The 18,549-nt window shown below is 71.9% G+C and carries 15 protein-coding genes; 4 read left to right on the top strand and 11 right to left on the bottom strand.

Annotation, left to right across the window (positions count from 1 at the left end; translation table 11 throughout):
* Positions 1–8: 8 nt before the first annotated feature.
* Positions 9–3,905: a sigma-70 family RNA polymerase sigma factor gene (locus tag ASD18_RS21295; protein ID WP_056087478.1), complete on the bottom strand. Its 3,897-nt coding sequence runs from the start codon at positions 3,903–3,905 to the stop codon at positions 9–11.
* A gap of 145 nt (positions 3,906–4,050) precedes the next feature.
* Between ASD18_RS21295 and ASD18_RS04935 the strand changes: the two genes are divergently transcribed.
* Complete coding sequence (locus ASD18_RS04935) at positions 4,051–4,872, top strand: hypothetical protein (protein ID WP_235522366.1); 822 nt, start codon at positions 4,051–4,053, stop codon at positions 4,870–4,872.
* A gap of 100 nt (positions 4,873–4,972) precedes the next feature.
* Positions 4,973–5,863 carry a phosphotransferase gene (locus ASD18_RS04930; RefSeq protein ID WP_082573543.1) on the top strand — a complete coding sequence of 297 codons (891 nt, stop codon included), beginning with the start codon at positions 4,973–4,975 and terminating at the stop codon, positions 5,861–5,863.
* Between the two features lie 59 nt (positions 5,864–5,922).
* On the opposite strand, the gene ASD18_RS04925 is transcribed toward ASD18_RS04930, so the two are convergent.
* From ASD18_RS04925 to ASD18_RS20985, 3 genes are all read right to left on the bottom strand, one after another.
* Entirely contained in the window at positions 5,923–6,222 is a 300-nt protein-coding gene (locus ASD18_RS04925; RefSeq protein WP_056087472.1) for a DUF1540 domain-containing protein, read from the bottom strand.
* Between the two features lie 113 nt (positions 6,223–6,335).
* A complete protein-coding gene (locus tag ASD18_RS21290) occupies positions 6,336–7,064 on the bottom strand; it encodes a DUF2510 domain-containing protein (protein ID WP_056087470.1) in 729 nt (242 codons plus the stop codon).
* A 116-nt stretch (positions 7,065–7,180) separates the two neighbouring features.
* Positions 7,181–7,990, bottom strand: a complete 810-nt coding sequence (locus ASD18_RS20985) for a DUF2510 domain-containing protein (RefSeq protein ID WP_056087467.1) — start codon at positions 7,988–7,990, stop codon at positions 7,181–7,183.
* 182 nt (positions 7,991–8,172) lie between these two features.
* Here ASD18_RS20985 and ASD18_RS04910 point away from each other — a divergent pair, with 182 nt between their 5' ends.
* A complete protein-coding gene (locus ASD18_RS04910) occupies positions 8,173–8,601 on the top strand; it encodes a hypothetical protein (RefSeq protein ID WP_056087464.1) in 429 nt (142 codons plus the stop codon).
* A 64-nt stretch (positions 8,602–8,665) separates the two neighbouring features.
* Here ASD18_RS04910 and nrdF read toward each other — a convergent pair whose 3' ends face one another.
* The 4 genes from nrdF to nrdH form a co-directional block, all read right to left on the bottom strand.
* Entirely contained in the window at positions 8,666–9,640 is a 975-nt protein-coding gene (gene nrdF, locus ASD18_RS04905; protein WP_056087461.1) for a class 1b ribonucleoside-diphosphate reductase subunit beta, read from the bottom strand.
* A gap of 31 nt (positions 9,641–9,671) precedes the next feature.
* Positions 9,672–11,819 carry a class 1b ribonucleoside-diphosphate reductase subunit alpha gene (gene nrdE / locus ASD18_RS04900; protein WP_056087457.1) on the bottom strand — a complete coding sequence of 716 codons (2,148 nt, stop codon included), beginning with the start codon at positions 11,817–11,819 and terminating at the stop codon, positions 9,672–9,674.
* Positions 11,789–12,205 (bottom strand): class Ib ribonucleoside-diphosphate reductase assembly flavoprotein NrdI, encoded by a 417-nt coding sequence (gene nrdI, locus ASD18_RS04895; protein ID WP_056087453.1) that lies wholly within the window; start codon positions 12,203–12,205, stop codon positions 11,789–11,791. The genes nrdE and nrdI overlap by 31 nt, the downstream gene beginning before the upstream one ends.
* Before the next feature lie 99 nt (positions 12,206–12,304).
* Positions 12,305–12,547 carry a glutaredoxin-like protein NrdH gene (gene nrdH / locus ASD18_RS04890; RefSeq protein ID WP_056087450.1) on the bottom strand — a complete coding sequence of 81 codons (243 nt, stop codon included), beginning with the start codon at positions 12,545–12,547 and terminating at the stop codon, positions 12,305–12,307.
* 445 nt (positions 12,548–12,992) lie between these two features.
* Here nrdH and ASD18_RS04885 point away from each other — a divergent pair, with 445 nt between their 5' ends.
* Positions 12,993–16,163, top strand: a complete 3,171-nt coding sequence (locus tag ASD18_RS04885) for a BTAD domain-containing putative transcriptional regulator (RefSeq protein WP_056087447.1) — start codon at positions 12,993–12,995, stop codon at positions 16,161–16,163.
* 28 nt (positions 16,164–16,191) lie between these two features.
* Here the strand turns inward: ASD18_RS04885 and ASD18_RS04880 are convergent, their stop codons facing one another.
* The 3 genes from ASD18_RS04880 to ASD18_RS04870 form a co-directional block, all read right to left on the bottom strand.
* Complete coding sequence (locus tag ASD18_RS04880; RefSeq protein ID WP_056087445.1) at positions 16,192–17,019, bottom strand: ABC transporter permease; 828 nt, start codon at positions 17,017–17,019, stop codon at positions 16,192–16,194.
* Positions 17,019–17,996, bottom strand: coding sequence for an ATP-binding cassette domain-containing protein (locus ASD18_RS04875; protein ID WP_056087442.1), 978 nt, complete (start codon positions 17,994–17,996; stop codon positions 17,019–17,021). The genes ASD18_RS04880 and ASD18_RS04875 overlap by 1 nt, the downstream gene beginning before the upstream one ends.
* Positions 17,997–18,067: 71 nt before the next feature.
* Positions 18,068–18,544 carry a hypothetical protein gene (locus tag ASD18_RS04870; protein WP_156387897.1) on the bottom strand — a complete coding sequence of 159 codons (477 nt, stop codon included), beginning with the start codon at positions 18,542–18,544 and terminating at the stop codon, positions 18,068–18,070.
* Positions 18,545–18,549 lie beyond the last annotated feature (5 nt).

The following is an 18,549-nucleotide window of genomic DNA, read 5'->3' as shown; positions in this document are numbered from 1 at the left end:
GAATCCGCTCAGCCGACCGTCGACGGAGGCGCGGCCCGCAGCGTGATCGCGCCGATGAGGTACTGGTCTCCGGTCGTCGTGGCGGTCAACGAGCTGACGTCGCACGCGAGCGTCACCTCGCGGAACCCCTTGGCGTCGGTGCCCAGCGAGTTGGGGGCACGCCAGCCGGTCGCGGTGGAGTCGAACGCGTTGCCGCTCGAGCCGTTCGCCGGAACGAGCGGGTGCGCGCTGCTCACGCATGTGTCCCCGAGCACGAGCCGGTCTCCGCTGCTGGTGCGGTCGCCCTCCCACGCCACGACGCCGATCCGGGCGGTGCTGCCCGCCTCGGCGGCGAACTCGAACGCGGCCGCCGCACCCGACGTCCCGATCCACTTGCCGCCGTCGTACACCGTCACCGAGGCGTCCGAACCGGCGTCGGAGTAGACGACGACCATCGACCAGCCGGCGTAGTAGGTCCGGTCCTTGTCGGTGGCGGTCTTGCTGACGGCCACGTCCGCGACCGACCAGTCGCCCGCACCCCCGATCTGGACCAGGTGCGTCACGTCCGCGAACGACTGGTAGTACTGCCGGCTCGCGTTGTCGGTGGGCTGGGCGATCACCGTCCCGGTGACGTCCGTGTACGTCCCTCCGGGTCCGCGCAGCCGGGCGGACTCCAGCGAGTCGCTGAACTTGTCGTGCTCGCCCACGTTGGCCGACCAGTACAGCCCCGCGAAGACGATCTCTCGGCCGGCCGGAACCGCGAGTCGCGCGGTCGACGACACCGGCACCTTCGTGCGCGGGGTCTTCGGGGCCGGCGGCGCCTCGTCGAGCGGCACCATGGTGAGCGAGTTGTTGTCGCGGTCGCCCTTGGTGAGTGCGGAGACGCACTCCGGCGCGGCCGGGTTGCAGGACAGCAGCGGTGCACCGATCTCGGTCACGTCCGCGTGCGCGAACGTGCCGCGGACGGTGAGACCGCCCGACGCGGTCTGGACGGGCTGGTCGGCCTGGACCTCGGCAGCACCGGCCGCCGTGACCGCGACCGAGGCGTCGCCCTTCGCGCTCCCGGCCCACGTGACGCCGACCAGGACCTGCTCGGAGGTGCCCGCCTTGACCAGCCCGAGCTCGCAGGTCACCGTGCGACGGTTCGGCGACGCGGTGCACCGGTCGGTCTGCGCGCCCGCCGCGTCGAGGGCCGCCTTGAGGTGCACGGGCAGGCTCAGCGTGGCGACGGTCGCGGCGGCGTCCGCACCCGTGGCCGACACGGTGAACCGTGCCGTCCCGGTGCCGTCCGGCCGCAGCAGCACCACCGGGTCCTCGCCGCCGAGGGCGAGGACGGGTCCCGTCACGGCGACCGCGACGACGTAGGGCTCGGGCGCGTCGGCGTCGGGCGCCTGCACAGACACGGTGATGACGCCGCCCACCGGGAACGCGCCGGGGACGGCACGGAGCTGGACGGGCAGGTCCAGCGTGGCGCCGGGGTCGATGCGTGCCGTGGTGCAGACGACGGTCGGACCCGTGCCCGCGGGGCACCGCCACGCGCCGGCGGTGATCGCCGGGGAGGCGAAGTCGAGCGTGCTCGGCCGCCACAGCGTGACCTGGACGCCCTCGGCCGGCAGGTCGCCGGTGTTCGAGACGCTCAGCGGCACGGTGCTCGGCGCGCCGAGGGCGACGATCGAGGCTCGGGGGCCGCTGACAGCCAGCGCCGCTGGCCGCTGCAGCGTGAACGGCACGGTCAGGGTCTCCGACGACAGTCGACCGCTCGGAGCCAGCTGAAGCACCAGCGAGCGCTCCGTCACGACCTCCGGCGCAGCCGCGGTCAGGTGCAGCGCGAGCGGGACGTCGGTGCGCGGGCCGACGGCGCTCGGTCGGCAGGTCATCGGTCGCGTGCCGCTGCAGCTCCAGGGCGAGCCGGGTGCCGCGGCGGCCGTGACGCCGGTCGGCAGGAACGCGGACACGGACGCCGCGCCCGCGGGGATCTCGGTGCCGCCCACGTTGGCCACCGGGAGGTCCAGCTGCCGGGTCCGTCCGGTCACCAAGGGGATCGTGGGGGGCGCGGTGCGCAGCGTCAGCCGGGCGGGCGACGCGGTGATGACCAGCCGGATCGGTGGCGCGACATACTCGATGCCGGCGCCGAGGACGCGCAGACCGATCTCGCCGTCCGACCGGTCGAACGACTCGTCGATGGACACGCGCAGCGGAAGGACCGACGTCGACCGCGCCGGCAGGGCGTCGAGGGTGCACCGCGCCAGGTTGGTCCCGTCCCCGACCACGCACACCCAGCCCGCGGACGCCGTCACGGCGAACCGCCCGGCGGAGAGCCCGGAGAAGGCAGCGGCCGCGACGCCGTCGAGCTCGACGCCGGCCGGCAGCGTCACCTCGGCCACGAGGTCCGTCGCCGCGGTGCCGCCGTTGTTGCGGACGACGACGGCGAGCTCCTGGCCGCCCAGACCTGCCTCGAGCGCCAGCCCGCCGGAGGGCAGCTCGACCGCCACGTCGGCGGGGGTCGGTTCCTCGGGGTCAGCGGGATCCACGGGATCCGTCGTGTCCGCCGGGGCAGCCGAGCCGGTGGAGGCCGCGGACGCCGCGGTCAGATCGCCTTCGGGTTCTTGCACGTCCTCGTCGAGGATGATCTCGTCCGGAAGCAGCTCCGTGGGCTCGGGCGTCGGGATGTCCGTCGGCTGCGGTGCGGGCACGACGGCACCGGCGGAGGCCGACGGTGTGGGCGCCGGGGTGCTCGGGCTGGCGCTCGGAGAGGTCGTCGCCGTGGCCGTGCTGCCGTCCGGCGAGCTGAGCAGCGTGGCCACGCTGATGGCCGCCACGGCCGCGAGCGCGACGCTGCCGGCGGTGATCGCGGCGGCACCGAGCGGGATCGAGGCCAGGAACGCCGCCACACCCCCGGCCGCGGCCGCACCGCCCGCCGTGCCGGCCCCGACCACGCCGACCGCCCCGGTCGCCGCTGCACCGACCCCGGCCGTCCCCGCCGAACCGGCCGCCGCAGCGCCGCCGCCACCGGCTGCACCGCCGGCACCCGCAGCACCTGCACCCCCGGCACCCGCCCCGCCGGCACCCGCCCCGCCGGCAGCGGCAGCGGCCGCTCCCGCGGCGAGGCCTCCGCCGACGGGCAGGAGCACACCGAGGGCGCCCAGCCCGACCAGTCCCAGCACCAGCGGCGCGATGACCGCGCGCATGCCGTGGTTGACGTCACCGAGCTCGAGCAGCAGCCCGCGACAGGTCCCGCAGTCCTCGAGGTGCGCCTGCACCTGGGTGGTCTCGCGCGTGCCGAGCCCGCCCCGGACGTAGGCGCCGAGCTTGCCCGCGACCGCGCGGCACCCCTCGTCGAGCGGGTCCTGGAGGTGCTGCTGCAGGTATGCCTGACGCAGTCCCTCGCGCGCGCGGTAGGCGAGGGCGGCGACGCCGTTGGCGGTCAGACCGAGGATGGGGGCGATCTCCGCGGGAGACAGGCCCTCGACCTCGGTGTGCCAGAGCACGGCCTGCCAGCGCTCGGGCAGCGTGTGGAACGCGCGCGCGACGACGCCACGCTCGAACCCGGCCAGCGCCGGCTCCTCCGCGGTGCTCGCCCACGCGGTGCCGGCCTCGAGGACCGCGAGGTCGTCGGTCGGCTGCACGCGACGGGCCTTCTCGCGGCGCACCGCAGCCACGCGCCGGACCACGGTGAACAGGTAGGCACGGAACGCGGACTCGGGGCCGCTGCCGCGCTCGAGGGCGCCGAAGACGGCGGTGAAGGAGTCGGCGACGACGTCGTCGGCATCGGCCGAGGAGTCCGTGTACTGCCGCGCGACCACCCAGGCAGCGCCCGCGTGCCGCTCGTAGAGCGCGCCGATGGCGGCCGTGTCACCCGCGCGCGCGGAGAGGATCAGCTCCGCGTCCGCCGTGATACCGCCGTCCAGCTGCGTGCGTGCTGACACGAACAGCTCCTATCAGCTTTCAACGTCCGACCGCACAGACTGCCATATGCCTCGTTTCTACATAAGCGGAGAGAATCCCGGCGGGTGAAAAACTCGCCGACCCGCGTCACACCCGACAGGTGTCGGCCTCTCATCCAGCGTGACGATGATGAACTCGGGGTCGAACAACGCTGCCCTGCCGGACGTCTCGGGAGCTGTCCCGACGGACGCCCTGCCCACGGCAGTCAGAGAACGCTGGCGCGACGAGAGCGTGCGGTCCGTGTGGCTGCGGCCGTCGGACTGGTACCACCCGGCGGTCGACGCGCTGGCCACGGCCGTGCTCGCCGCCGGCGACCCCGTCGCTGCCGCCGAGGAGCTGGGCCGCGCCCGCGGCTACGACGGTGTCGGCATCGGAGAGACCGTCGACGACCTGGCCTGCCTGTACCGCACCCTCGGCGCCGCCGACCCGCCGATGGCCGTCCTGCGCGCCCTGTGCGAGGGCTGGGCCGACGCCCAGGCCGGGGCGATCGCGTTCGGCACCGCGCTCGACCCCGAGTCGGGCCTGCCGAGCCGTCAGTACCTCGCCATCCGGCTGGCCGAGACGTACCGCGACGCGGCGCTGCCCACCCAGCGCGCCCGGACCACCGCGGATCTCGGCCATCACCTCGTGCTCATCGACGTCGCCGCCGGGGACGTCGACCCGTTCACCCGGGCCGCACGGTCGGCGGCGGTCGGTGCCGCGATGACCACCACCTACGGCGAGGGTCACCCGATGGCGACGTTGGGCGGAGGCGTCTTCGCCGTGCTCGCGCGTGCCGACGAGGACCCGCACCCCCCGCTCGAGGCGCTGCACCTGGAGATCGCCCGCCGCTGCGAGCTGCTCGAGCTCCGGACGTCCACCCGCCAGCCGGTCCGGGTCTGGATCGAGCCCCTGCCGGCCACCCACGAGCAGGCTCTGCAGACGCTGGACCGGATCTCGCGGCCCTGACCTGCACATCCTGACGGGTGTCCAGCAGGTAAAGCGCAGGTCAGGGACTTCTTGGTACAGCAGTAGGGACATCTCGGACGAATGCGTCTACCGTCGATCCATGAACTCCGCAGGACTTGCTCCGAGCGGCCCTACGACGCCTTCAGAACGAAGGGCATCGGACGCCGCTGAGAACCACCCGCAGAACCCCGCACCCGACTTCCCGACGCAGCCGGATCGTCGGTCCGCCGGCGCTGGCACGCACCACCTGCCCGCGGTCGACCCGGCTCTGGCCGGCTCCGGCGAGCCCGGCCCCGTCCTCGCCGCCGGCGCGGCCGCCGACGTGTTCGCGCTCGACGAGCACACCGTGCTCCGCCGCTACCGCTCCGGCCGCGACGCCTCCGCAGAGGTGCGCCTGCTCCAGCACGTCGTCGCGCACGGCTTCCCGGCCCCCGCGATCCTGCAGGCGAGCGGCCCCGACCTCGTGATGGAGCGCCTGCACGGACCGACCCTGCTCCAGGCCTTGACCGCCGGAGAGGTCTCGCTCTCCGACGCGGCGGGGATCCTCACGGACCTGCACTCGCGGCTGCACGCCATCGCCCCGCCGCACGGCTGGGAGCACAGCGAGCCCGCCTCGTGGCCCGTGGTCACGTCCGGCCCGGCGATCGTCCACCTGGACCTCCACCCCGCGAACGTGATCCTCACGGAGAGCCACGGGCCCGCGGTCATCGACTGGACCAACGCGCGCACCGGCACGGCCGAGCTGGACGTCTCCCTGACCGCGCTGATCGTCGCCGAGGTGGCCGTCGACGCGGGCGGCGTGTACTCGCAGGCCGCCCGCGCGTTCCTGGCGGCGTTCCTGCAGGCGACCGACCTGGATCCACTGGAGGCGCTCGACGAGGCTGCCGCCGTGCGCGCGCTGGACCCGTCGCTGGTCCCGGGCGAGCGGGAGCTGGTGCCCGCCGCGGCGGTGCTCATCCGGAACCTGGTCGAGGTCGCCGCGCACCCCTGACCCCTGGACACGACGGCGGCCGCCCGGTCAGCTGGGCGGCCGTCGTCGTGTCTGGAGCGTCAGCGTGGGCTGAACGTGAGGCAGTCCGCCTCCTCGTGCCCGGCTCCGACGCGGATCGACTCCGCGGAGCACTCGAGCGACGAGTTGTGGACGCACTCGGCACGCTGGCACGCGCCCACGTGCGTGATGACCTTGTCGAGCCCGCCCTTGGTGCCCAGCGGGAAGAACGTCGTGCACTGCGCGTCGCCCGTGGCGCCACCGATGTTCACGGCGGCCGCGTGGCAGTGCGAGTGGTCGTTGTACGAACAGCCGGCGACCGAGCACTCGGCGACAGCGGGCATGTCCATCAGGGTGCTCATGTCGACCTCCGTGGGGGTGGGGACCTGCGCGTTCCTTCGACGGTAGACCCGTTCCGCGCACCCTGCCTAGGAAGGTAGGACTGCCTTACCCGCAGGTCAGGGCACTGATCCCCTCACCAGGGACCGCGGGAGCGTCGCCGTACGGCGGTCCACACGAGGAGGCCGACCACCAGCACACCCATCGCGACCAGCATCAACGCCGCCGGCAGCGCCGAGGGCACGGCGACGGCGAGCACGACACCGCCGACGACGAACACGACGCAGAAGACGAGCGCGAGGACGAGCTGCCCGATCGCCAGCGCGGTGAGCACCCCGCGCGTGGTCCGGCCGACGACCTCATACCCCGCCCGGCCCGCCGCGCTCTGCATGCCGGGTGCAGTCGACCCGACGCCCGGACCCTCCATCCAGCCCGGCGCCGACGCGTCGGGGCCGGGCCGGGCCACGAGCGTCTCGACCAGCAGCTGCTCGCCGATCCCCGCGGCCGCGCCCAGGACGCCACCCCGCGACCGCAGCTGGTACAGCGCCTCGACCGCCGCCTGCTCGTCGCCACGGATCTGCACGTCCCCGCCGGAACGCCCGGCCCGCACGTGGTCGGCGAGCGCCTCGGCCAGCGGCGAACCGGCGTAGCGGCTGTCCGTGATCGGCGGGAAGGCGTGGGTGATCGGCTCGCTCGGGCCGTAGAACGTGATGGGCCCGAACGCGTCGGTGACCTCCTGGCCGAGCACGGGCTTGCCGGGCGCCCGGCCGGGCTGGACGTGCTCCGTCCACCGGGTCCCGTCCCACCAGCGCAGGTAGCCGTCCCGCTGCGGGTCGGGGTACCAGCTCGGTGCGACTGCGTCCACGGGGACTCCAGGGCTCAGGGGCTCCCGACGACGAACGGCCGGTTCCCCAGGGGAATCGGCCGGTCGTGGTGCCGAGTTGAGCATCGGGTCGCAGGGCCTTGTGCTCGCACGATGACTCAGGACCTCGCCGTGCGTCGCCTCGAGAGGGCTGCGACCGCGCCTCTCACGACGGCGCCGAGCCCGGAGAGGACGAGGACGAACCCGACGGCAGGGAAGACGGCCAGCTCCAGCGCGGTGCCCGTCTCGTCCGGCACCCGCGCCTCGCCGTCACCCGGGCTCGCCGTCGTGTAGATGACGCGCGTCTCCGCGCCGATGGCCGGGCACGTGCTCCGGGCATAGTCGGCCCGCGCGGCGTAGACGGCACCGTCGACGACGAACTCGGCCTCGACCGAGCACATCCGACCGCCGTCGTCGCTGGTCGACAGGTGCAGGTCGACCACCGTCCCCTGCATCGAGGCCTCACCGACGCCCACCTGCGTCGCGACGATCTGCGGGACGCCGCTCAGCCCGATCAGGAGGAACGGGATCCCGATCAGGAGGTTGGGGATCGCGAGGAGGTCCCCGACGCGCACGGGCCTGCGGCTCCTGACGGTTCTGCCGACCTGCCGGGCGTCGGCGTCGATCTGACCGGACGGGCGAGGACCAGCCGCCGGGGCCGGCCACGAGACGGGGACGGACGTCGGGGTCGCGTCGACGTCTCCCGGGGCGCCGTACGCGTACCGCGCGGACCCCAGCAGCGGGACACCGGTGCGACCGGTCTGCTCGGCTTCCGCGCCGGCCCGGGGTTGCGGGATCCACAGCTCGGGAGTCGTCGGCGCGTCCTCGATCGAGGGCCGGACCTCGTCGGTCCAGCGCAGACCGTCCCACCAGCGGAGCGTGCCGACCGCGTCCGGGCTGGGGAACCACCCCGCCGGTGCTCCCGTCACATCTGCTCCCTCGGCACGTCGTTCGGGCACGGTGCGCGCCGCCGAGAACAGGATCGGCCCGATCGGACGGCGAGTTGAGCCGACGGGACCGGGAACGGTCGAACGGCTCCTCACCGGTTGCGGCCGGTCCCGGACGGCAGTCGAATGCCGTCAGGGGGGAACCCATCCCGAGGAGGAGCACCATGGACGTGACCGGCTGGATCATCGTCGCCATCGTCGTCGTGCTGGTGATCGTGGCAGCAGTCATGCTCAGCCGTCAGCGCGGCAACCGTCGCGCCGAGGCCGAGCGGGCCAAGGCCCAGAAGATTCGCGAGCAGGCCGCCCTCGACCAGGTCGAGGTCCAGCGGCGGGAGGCCGAGGCCGCACGCCTGGACGCGCAGGCGCGCCTCGCCCAGGCGGAGGCCGACGCCCGTGCCGCCGACGCGGCCGCGCTGCAGAACGAGGCACGGGCGCGCAGCGCGGAGGCCACCGGCGCGCGCTCCGAGCTCGACGACCGCCTCAGCACCGCGGACCGCATCGACCCCGACGTGGCGACAGAGCAGCCCAGCACCGCACGCGGGGTCGACCCCGCCGTGCCGGCCGAGCAGCCGCGCACCGACCCGCGCGTCTGATCCGGAACGACCGAACGGCCGACCCCCGAGGGGGTCGGCCGTTCGCGTGCGTGGGGCGACGGGGTCAGAAGTCCCAGTCGTCGTCCTCGGTGTTCACGGCCTTGCCGATCACGTACGAGGAGCCCGAGCCGGAGAAGAAGTCGTGGTTCTCGTCGGCGTTCGGGGACAGGGCCGACAGGATCGCCGGGTTGACGTCGGTCTCGTCGCGCGGGAACAGCGCCTCGTAGCCCAGGTTCATCAGGGCCTTGTTGGCGTTGTAGCGCAGGAACTTCTTGACGTCCTCCGTCAGGCCGACGCCGTCGTAGAGGTCCTGCGTGTACTCCACCTCGTTGTCGTACAGCTCGAAGAGGAGCTCGAAGGTGTAGTCCTTCATCTCCGCCTTCTCGGCCGCCGACAGCTTCTCGAGGCCCTTCTGGTACTTGTAGCCGATGTAGTACCCGTGCACGGCCTCGTCGCGGATGATCAGGCGGATCAGGTCGGCCGTGTTGGTGAGCTTGGCGCGGCTGGACCAGTACATGGGCAGGTAGAAGCCCGAGTAGAACAGGAACGACTCCAGCAGCGTGCTGGCCACCTTGCGCTTCAGGGGCGAGTCGCCGCGGTAGTACTCCATGACGATCTCGGCCTTGCGCTGGAGGTTCGCGTTCTCCTCCGACCAGCGGAACGCCTCGTCGATCTCCTTGGTGGAGCACAGCGTCGAGAAGATCGAGCTGTAGGACTTGGCGTGCACCGACTCCATGAACGCGATGTTCGTGTAGACGGCCTCCTCGTGCGGCGTGATCGCGTCGGGGATGAGCGAGACGGCGCCGACCGTGCCCTGGATCGTGTCCAGCAGGGTCAGGCCGGTGAAGACGCGCATGGTGAGCGTCTTCTCCTCCTCCGTCAGCGTGGCCCACGACTGCACGTCGTTGGACACCGGGACCTTCTCCGGCAGCCAGAAGTTGCCGACCAGGCGGTCCCAGACGTCGGCGTCCTTGTCGTCGTCCAGCCGGTTCCAGTTGATGGCCGAGACGCGGCTGACGAGCTTGAGCTTCTCGCTCATCGCAGTGCTTCCTTCGTGGTCAGGACGGGGGTCAGAGCATGCACGAGACGCAACCCTCGACTTCCGTGCCCTCCAGCGCGAGCTGGCGCAGTCGGATGTAGTAGATCGTCTTGATGCCCTTGCGCCAGGCGTAGATCTGGGCCTTGTTCAGGTCACGGGTGGTGGCCGTGTCCTTGAAGAACAGGGTCAGCGAGAGGCCCTGGTCGACGTGCTGCGTGGCCTCGGCGTAGGTGTCGATGACCTTCTCGTAGCCGATCTCGTACGCGTCCTGGTAGTACTCCAGGTTGTCGTTGGTCATGAAGGGCGCCGGGTAGTAGACGCGCCCGATCTTGCCCTCCTTGCGGATCTCGATCTTCGACGCGATCGGGTGGATCGAGCTCGTCGAGTGGTTGATGTACGAGATCGAGCCCGTCGGCGGCACGGCCTGCAGGTTCTGGTTGTAGATGCCGTGCTCCTTGACCAGCTCGGCCAGGTCGGCCCAGTCCTGCTGCGTCGGGATGCGCACGCCGGCCTCGGCGAACAGCGCCTCGATGCGAGCGGTCTTCGGCTTCCACTCCTTGGCGATGTACTTCTCGAAGTACTCGCCGGTCGCGTACTTGGAGTCCTCGAAGCCGTAGAACTTCTGCTTCCGCTCCTGCGCGAGCAGGTTCGACGCACGGATCGCGTGGTACGCCACCGTGTAGAAGTAGATGTTGGTGAAGTCGAGGCCCTCGTCGGACCCGTAGAAGATGCGCTCACGGGCGAGGTAGCCGTGCAGGTTCATCTGGCCGAGGCCGATGGCGTGGCCGCCGGCGTTGGCGCGCTTGATGGACGGGACCGACTCGATGTCCGTCTGGTCGGAGACGCCGGTCAGGGCGCGGATGGCGACCTCGACCGACTTGCCGAAGTCGGGCGAGTCCATCGACAGGGCGATGTTCATCGAGCCGAGGTTGCAGGAGATGTCCCGGCCGACCGTCTTGTACGAGAGGTCCTCGTTGTACTCCGACGGGGTCGAGACCTGCAGGATCTCCGAGCACAGGTTCGAGTGCGTGATCTTGCCGGCGATCGGGTTGGCCCGGTTCACCGTGTCCTCGAACATGACGTACGGGTAGCCGGACTCGAACTGCAGCTCCGCCAGCGTCTGGAAGAACTCGCGGGCGCTGATCTTGGTCTTCTTGATCCGCCCGTCGTCGACCATCTCGTAGTACTTCTCGGTGACGTTGATGTCCGCGAACGGCATCCCGTAGACGCGCTCGACGTCGTACGGCGAGAACAGGTACATCGGCTCGTTCTTCTTGGCCAGCTCGAACGTGATGTCCGGGATGACGACGCCCAGCGAGAGGGTCTTGATGCGGATCTTCTCGTCGGCGTTCTCGCGCTTGGTGTCGAGGAACCGGAAGATGTCCGGGTGGTGTGCGTGCAGGTACACCGCGCCGGCACCCTGACGAGCACCGAGCTGGTTGGCGTACGAGAAGGAGTCTTCGAGCAGCTTCATCACGGGGATGACGCCGGAGCTCTGGTTCTCGATGTGCTTGATGGGCGCGCCGTGCTCGCGGATGTTGCTGAGCAGCAGGGCCACGCCGCCGCCGCGCTTGGACAGCTGCAGGGCGGAGTTGATGCCGCGCGCGATCGACTCCATGTTGTCCTCGATGCGCAGCAGGAAGCAGGAGACGGGCTCACCGCGCTGCGCCTTGCCGAGGTTGAGGAACGTGGGCGTGGCCGGCTGGAAACGACCGGACACGATCTCGTCGACCAGGGAGATGGCGAAGTCCTGGTTCCCCTCGGCGAGGGCGAGGGCGACCATGCAGACCCGGTCCTCGAAGCGCTCGAGGTACCGCTTCCCGTCGAACGTCTTCAGCGTGTACGACGTGTAGTACTTGAACGCGCCGAGGAACGTCTGGAAGCGGAACTTCTTGGAGTACGCGTACTCGAAGAGCGTCTTGATGAACGTCCGGTCGTACTGCCCCAGCACCTCGGGGTCGTAGTACTTGTTCTCGACCAGGTAGTCGAGCTTCTCGTTGAGGTCGTGGAAGAAGACCGTGTTCTGGTTGACGTGCTGCAGGAAGTACTGCCGCGCCGCCTCACGGTCCTTGTCGAACTGGATCTCACCGTTCGCGCCATAGAGGTTCAGCATGGCGTTGAGGGCGTGGTAATCCAGTCCCGAGAGCTCTACGCGGGTATCTGCGACTGTCGTTGCCAAAATCTTCCCAATCCCTCGCGGACGGCTGTGACGTCCTCTTGCGTTCCCATGAGCTCGAACCCGTACAGGTAGGGGACGTGGCACTTGGCCGCGATGATGTCCCCCGCGATGCAGTAGGCCTCGCCGAAGTTCGTGTTGCCGGCCGCGATGACTCCGCGGATCAGCGCACGGTTGTCCTCGTCGTTGAGGAACTTGATGACCTGCCGGGGTACTGCTCCACCCTCGTTCCCTCCGCCGTACGTCGGCACGATCAGCACGTACGGCTCGGAGACGCGCAGGAACGGGTCCGACGGCCGGAGCGGGATGCGCTCGGCCGGCAGACGGAGCTTCTGCACGAAGCGGTGGGTGTTGTCCGAGGCGGAGGAGAAGTAGATCAGGGAGCTCATCGGTCGGTTCCCCTCAGCTCGGGTCGTGCGGTGGTGCGGGCGCGAAAAGACCCGCCGGATCGGCGCGGTGTCGAGACCGGCGCCGATCCGGGGAGCTCGTCAGGCGACGGCGGCCAGGCGGTCGGCCAGCGCCTTGATGCGGTCCGGGCGGTAGCCCGACCAGTGCTCGCCGTCGACGATCACGACGGGGGCCTGGAGGTGACCGAGCGACATGACGTAGTCACGCGCGTCGGCGTCCTCGCTGATGTCGACGACCGTGTACTCGGCGTCGAGCTTGTCGAGCGCGCGGTAGGTCGCGTTGCACTGCACGCACGCCGGCTTGCTGTAGACCGTGATCGTCATGGTGGGCTCCCCGTGTGGTCTGTCTGCGGCACGCTCCCCCCGGAGCGTTCGCGAAGCTTTTTCCTGAAGTTGAAGGGCCCGTCTCCGGGCCGGACGAGGTGCTGAGCCTGACGAGAAGGTTCTGCACTGCGTCGTGACTAGACACTACACCTAGGGGTCCCACACGCAATGGACCACTAGGGGTTGTAGTGACAAGCGTGTCATTCTTCACCCTGTGGAGAAGTTCCAGGCTACCGCCGACCACTGACACGGCCCCCGACCAGCGTCTTCGCAGGGCCGTGCACAGGCGTCCACAGGCACCCGTTCGGTGCCCACAGGTCGGTCCACACGGCAGTCCACACCCGACCCGTCCGATTCGCCCGGAACGCCCGGCACGACACGCCAGAGACGGATTTGGCGACCTGCACCAGACCGGGGCGTGTCGGCCGTGAGGGATGCTGTTCGCGTGCAGATCACGACGCTCGGAGGGCTCGCCGTCGACGGCCGGGCCGTCCGCGGCGACCGCCTCGCGGCGCTCGTCGGCGCCCTGCTCGACGCCCGCGGCCGCGCGGTGTCGTCGGTCGCGCTCGTCGAGGTCGTGTGGGAGGGCCTCCCGCCCGACGACGCCGCCGGCGCCGTGCAGGCCCTCGTGTCGCGCGCCCGCCGCCTCGGCTTCCCGGTCGAGGCCGCGCCCGGCGGCTACCGGCTGCCCACCGACGGGCTGCAGATCGACGTCGACGACGCCGAGTCCCGTCTGACGCGCGCCCGGACCGCGCTGCAGGCGGGGGACGCAGCGCAGGCGCGGGACCTGGCGCGCGAGGCACGCACGCTCCTCCCGGCGGTCCCGGACCTCGCGGACCCGGCGACCACCCGCCTGCTCGGCGGCGTCGTCTCCGTCCTGGCCGAGGCGGGGCTGGCCCTCGCCGAGGTGGACGGCGTGGCCGACGACCTGCGCCGGCTCGCCCTGCGCACCCCGCCGGACGAGCCGCTCGTGGCCCTCCTGGTCCGGGTGCTCGCGGCGCAGGGTCGCGACGCCGAGGCGCTCGAGGTCGTCGACCGGGTGCGGACCGAGCTCGCGGACCGCTACGGCACCGACCCGTCGCCCGTCGTCGCGCAGGCACACCTCGCGCTGCTGCGGGGCGAGCTGGGCGCGGCCGCTCCCCGGGTCGTCGCGGCGCTCCCGCCGGCCTGGCGCCGCGCGGCGACCCCGTTGGTCGGTCGTGACGGGGACATCGCCCAGGTGGAGGAGGAGCTCCGCACGTCGGCGCTGGTCACCGTCGTGGCCACGGGCGGGGCGGGCAAGACGCGCCTGGCAGGCGAGGTGGCCCGCCGCGCGGTCGGGGCCGGTCGACCCGTCCGCGTGGTCGAGCTGGCCGGTCTGCGCGCACCCGCCGAGGTGCTGCCCGCGGTGCTGGTAGCGATCGGCGGGTCCGACACGACCGCGACCCGGACCGACGTGCCCGCCGAGCGCCGCCTCCTCTCCCCCGAGGACCGCCTGCGGCTCGCTGCGGCGGACCTCGACGGGCTGCTGGTGCTCGACAACTGCGAGCACGTGCTCGACGCGGCGGCCGTCGTCGTCGGCGACCTGCTGGCCGTCGCGTCGCCCGACGTCGCGGTGCTGGCGACGAGCCGCGCGCCGCTCGGCCTCGTGGGCGAGTCCGTGCACCGCCTGCTGGCCCTTCCCGACGCCGACGCCCTGGAGCTGCTGGAGTCCCGAGCGCGCGCCGGACGGGCGACCGTCGGCTGGGAGCCCGAGCGGGCGCGCGAGCTGTGCCACCGTCTGGACAACCTGCCGCTGGCGCTCGAGCTGGCCGCCGCCCGGCTGCGGGCGATGACGGTCGAGGACGTGCTCGTCGGCCTGAGCGACCGGTTCGCGCTCCTGGACGACGCGCTCCGGGGCCTGCCGGAACGGCACGCGAGCCTGTGGGCGATGGTCGACTGGAGCCGCGAGCTGCTCGACCCGCCGGACCGCGACCTGTTCCAGCGGCTCGCGGTCATCCCCGCCCCGTTCACCGCCGAGACCGCCGTCGCCGTCGCGGGTGCGCCCGCGCCCGCCGTCCGGCGGGGCCTGGCCACCCTGGTCGAGCAGTCGCTGCTGACGCTCGACGAGCACGACGGCGCGCCCGCGCGCTACCGGATGCTCGAGACCGTCCGGGAGTACGGAGAGGCACGGCTGGACGCCTCCGGCAGGCGTGTGGACGCGATGACGGGGCTGGTGCGCTGGTCGGCCGCCGAGTCCGTGCGGCTCTCCGCGGGCTTCGTCGGCTCCGCCCAGATAGGCGCGTTCGACGAGTGCGCCGCCGAGCAGGAGACGTTCCTCGCCGCCCTGCGCTGGGCCGTCGAGCACGACGATCCCGTGGGCGCGGTCGACATCACCGCCGCCCTGTTCCACCTGTGGAGCGTGCGCGGCCTGCACCTCGAGGTCATCGAGTGGGGGCAGCGGGTGCTCCTCGCCGACGACCCCGCCGCCCGCCGCGCCTCCCCGATCTACCAGGGGATCGCGTCCGGCCGCCCGCTGCCCGACGCCGACCGTCTGGCGGCGACCTGCCTGTTCTCCTCGGTGAACGCCGGCGTCACCGTCTCCCAGCGGCTGGTGGCGCTCGGCGGGCGGGCCCTGCGGCTGCTGACCGCCGAGCGCCCCTCCGAGGTGTCCCCCCGCTTCGCCGCGCTCGTCGCCACCATGCCGGCGCTCGCCTCGACCGACACGTCCGTCACCTACGCCGCCGCTGAGCGCCTGGCGGCCGACGACGACGGCTTCCTGCACGGTCTCGGGCTGTTCATGCGAGCCGCCGCGCGGGAGAACGCCGGCGACCCGGAGACGTCCAGCGCCGACGCGCGCGCGGCCTACCGGGCGTTCGAGTCGATCGGCGACCACTGGGGCATGGGCATGGCCGCGCAGGGCGTCGGGCAGTGGCAGAGCGCTCGCGGGGAACCGGACGCGCAGGACTGGCTGATCCGCAGCCTGCGCCACCTCGAGCTGGTCGGGGCGATGCAGGACGTGCGGAGCATCCGGGTGATGCTCGACGTGCAGCGCGCGCTCGGCGGGGACGACGACGCGCTGACGCGGCTCCGTGAGGTGACGACGTCGACGCAGGTGGACGACGGCGACGCCGCCCAGGCGCTGCTCGGGCTCGCGCACGTCGCCTGCCGGGCCGGGCGTGCCCAGGAAGCGCTCGACAGCGCGGAGGCCGCAGCGGCGATCGTGGCCTCGATGACCGTGACCGTGCCCCAGGTGCGCATCGCGTTCCGCGTGGCCACCGCCGTGGTGCACCTGCGGGTGGCCGCCATGCAGCCGTCGTCCGCGGACGCGTCGGTGGCCACGGCGGTCGAGCTCATCACCGTCGCCGCGCCCGAGGCCCGGGTCACCACCGACATGCCGGTGCTGGGGTCGTTCGGGCTCGGGGTCGCCGAGCTGGCGGCCCACCGCGGCGACACCGAGCTCGCCCGCGAGCTGTGGGCGGCGGGCGTCCGGCTCGGGGCCAACCTCGTGATGATGTTCCAGCTGGAGATCGAGGGACCGCTGGCCGCTGCCCTCGGCGACGACGACGACCGCGAGCGCCTGCTGGCCTCGTGGCGCGAACGGTCGTCGGCGGCCGCGGCCGACCGGGTCCGGGAGCTGACCGCCGACCTCGGCTGAGGTGGGGCGCTCCCGGACCCGGTCGTCGTCAGACCTTGCGGCGGTAGGCCCGCATGGCCAGCGGCAGGAACACCGCGACCAGCCCGACGCACCAGGCCAGCGTCCAGTAGACGCTCTCGCCCATCGGCGTGCCGAGGAACAGTCCGCGCATCGCGGCGACCAGGTGGGTCAGCGGGTTCCACGCGACGAACGTCTGCATCCAGCTGGGCAGCGTGCCCGCCGGGACGAACACGTTCGACGCGAAGCTCAGCGGCATGATGATCAGGAACATGATGCCCTGCACGGCGCCGGAGGTCCGGACCTTCATGCCGACGAACACCGACACCCAGGACAGGGACAGGGCGAACACCACGGCGAGCAGGCAGCCCGCGACGGCGCTCAGCGGGTCGGTGAGGATCCGGAAGCCCATCAGGTAGCCGATGCCGAGCGTCATCACCGTGACGATGACGTACCGGACCACGTCACCCAGCACCGCACCGATCAGGGGCGCGGACCGCGGGATGGGCAGCGACTTGAACCGGTCGAAGATCCCCTTCTCCAGGTCGGTGTTGAGGTTCACGCCGATGGCGATCGCGCCGGTCGCGATGGTCTGCGCGAGGATGCCCGGCAGCAGGAACTGCAGGTAGGCGTGGGTGTCACCCGCCACCGCACCGCCGAAGATGTAGACGAAGATCACCAGGAAGATCGCCGGCTGGAGCGTGACGTCGATCAGCGCCTCGGGCGTCCGCCACGTCTTGATCAGGCTCCGCTTGGCCAGCGACAGCGAGTGCCGGACCAGCGGGAACGGCTTGCGGACGACCGCGGCGGCCGAGGTGGGGACTGCGCGCGGGGAACGGTGCTCGGTGAGCGTGGTCATCAGGCCACCTCCTTCGTGATGGTGGTGTCGTCCTCGGAGGCCGTGCGGCCGGTGAGCGAGAAGAACACCTCGTCCAGGCTGGGCAGGTGCAGGGACAGCTCGGTGACGCCGATGCCGGCGCTCGCCAGCCGGGACACCGTGGCGGTCAGGGCGGAGTCGTCTCGCACGGGGACCGCGAGGACGCCCTTGCGGATCTCCTCGGGCGCCGACCCGGAGGTCACCTGACCGAGGATGGTCGCGGCCTCCGCCATGCGGGTCAGGTCCGACGGACGGACCTCGAGGGTCTGGCCGCCGACGATCCGCTTGAGGCCCTCGGGGGTGTCGTGCGCGATGACCCGACCGTGGTCGATGACCGTGATCTCGTCGGCCAGCGCGTCCGCCTCCTCCAGGTACTGGGTGGTCAGCAGGACGGTCGACCCGTCGGTGACCAGCGAGCGGACCACGTCCCACATGTCCTCGCGCTTGGCGGGGTCCAGGCCGGTGGTCGGCTCGTCGAGGAAGATGACGTCCGGGCGGCCGACGAGGCTCGCCGCGAGGTCGAGGCGGCGGCGCATGCCCCCGGAGTAGGTCTTGGCGGGCCGGTCCGCCGCGGCGGTCAGGTCGAACCACTCGAGCAGCTCGGCGGCGCGGGCGCGGGCGCCGACCCTTCCCAGATCCAGCAGCGTGCCGAACAGGACGAGGTTCTGCCGGCCCGACAGGTCCTCGTCGACGGAGGCGTACTGGCCCGTGAGGCCGATCGACTGGCGGACGCGCTCCGCGTCCTTGACCACGTCGAAGCCGCCGATGCGGGCGTGGCCTGCGTCGGGGACGAGGAGGGTGGACAGGATGCGGACCGCGGTCGTCTTGCCGGCGCCGTTGGGGCCGAGCACGCCGAGGACGGTGCCGCGTGGGACGGCGAGGTCGACGCCTTGGAGCGCCTTCGTCTCGCCGAAGTGCTTGACGAGGCCTTCTGCCTCGATCACCAGGTCGTGTGTCATGCCTCCAGGCTGGAGGAGCGCGCTGACACCCCACCGACACGGCGCTGACACGGATCGACGCGCGCGACCAGCTAGGAGTCAGAGCCCCGCAGGACCCGCGCGGCCGCCCAGATGGGGTCGGGAGGATCGTCCGCGATCATGAGCCTCGCTGCTCCGTCACTCCGGTAGCAGGTGACCCATCGCCAGCGACCGACGCAAAGCGTCACCACTCGATCGCGATCTTCCCGGTCGACGTGCACGAGACCCTCGACGCCGGAGCCTTTGCCGATCTCCCGCTCGGGGACGGAGACGACGTTCCATGTCATCGCCGGATAGCCGGCAAGCCACTCCATCGCGCGCCCGAGGCCTCCCCCTTCGATCTCTGAGTCGAGCACCGTCAAGGCGTCGAGATCAGGCCGGGTAAGCGAGTGATCCAACGGCGACCACGCGGTACGGATCATGGCCACGTCGTCGTCCTCCACGGCGACCGCATCGATCCCGTGCTCGCGCAGGAATCTGACGAGCAGCCGCGAGTTGTGGCGGATCCGGAGGACCTCAAGCCTGCTCACGGTGG

The organism is Cellulomonas sp. Root137, assembly GCF_001426725.1.
Taxonomy (GTDB): Bacteria; Actinomycetota; Actinomycetes; order Actinomycetales; family Cellulomonadaceae; genus Cellulomonas.
Note: the sequence above shows the minus strand (reverse complement) of the source record. Positions and strands in the feature narration are given on the sequence as shown.

Excerpts from the sequence above, each read along its gene's own strand:
- ASD18_RS04935 (WP_235522366.1), top strand. The coding sequence starts at position 4,051 with ATGATGAACTCGGGGTCGAACAACGCTGCCCTGCCGGACGTCTCGGGA.
- ASD18_RS04930 (WP_082573543.1), top strand. The coding sequence starts at position 4,973 with ATGAACTCCGCAGGACTTGCTCCGAGCGGCCCTACGACGCCTTCAGAA.
- ASD18_RS04925 (WP_056087472.1), bottom strand. The coding sequence starts at position 6,222 with ATGAGCACCCTGATGGACATGCCCGCTGTCGCCGAGTGCTCGGTCGCC.
- ASD18_RS04910 (WP_056087464.1), top strand. The coding sequence starts at position 8,173 with ATGGACGTGACCGGCTGGATCATCGTCGCCATCGTCGTCGTGCTGGTG.
- nrdF (WP_056087461.1), bottom strand. The coding sequence starts at position 9,640 with ATGAGCGAGAAGCTCAAGCTCGTCAGCCGCGTCTCGGCCATCAACTGG.
- nrdI (WP_056087453.1), bottom strand. The coding sequence starts at position 12,205 with ATGAGCTCCCTGATCTACTTCTCCTCCGCCTCGGACAACACCCACCGC.
- nrdH (WP_056087450.1), bottom strand. The coding sequence starts at position 12,547 with ATGACGATCACGGTCTACAGCAAGCCGGCGTGCGTGCAGTGCAACGCG.
- ASD18_RS04880 (WP_056087445.1), bottom strand. The coding sequence starts at position 17,019 with ATGACCACGCTCACCGAGCACCGTTCCCCGCGCGCAGTCCCCACCTCG.
- ASD18_RS04875 (WP_056087442.1), bottom strand. The coding sequence starts at position 17,996 with ATGACACACGACCTGGTGATCGAGGCAGAAGGCCTCGTCAAGCACTTC.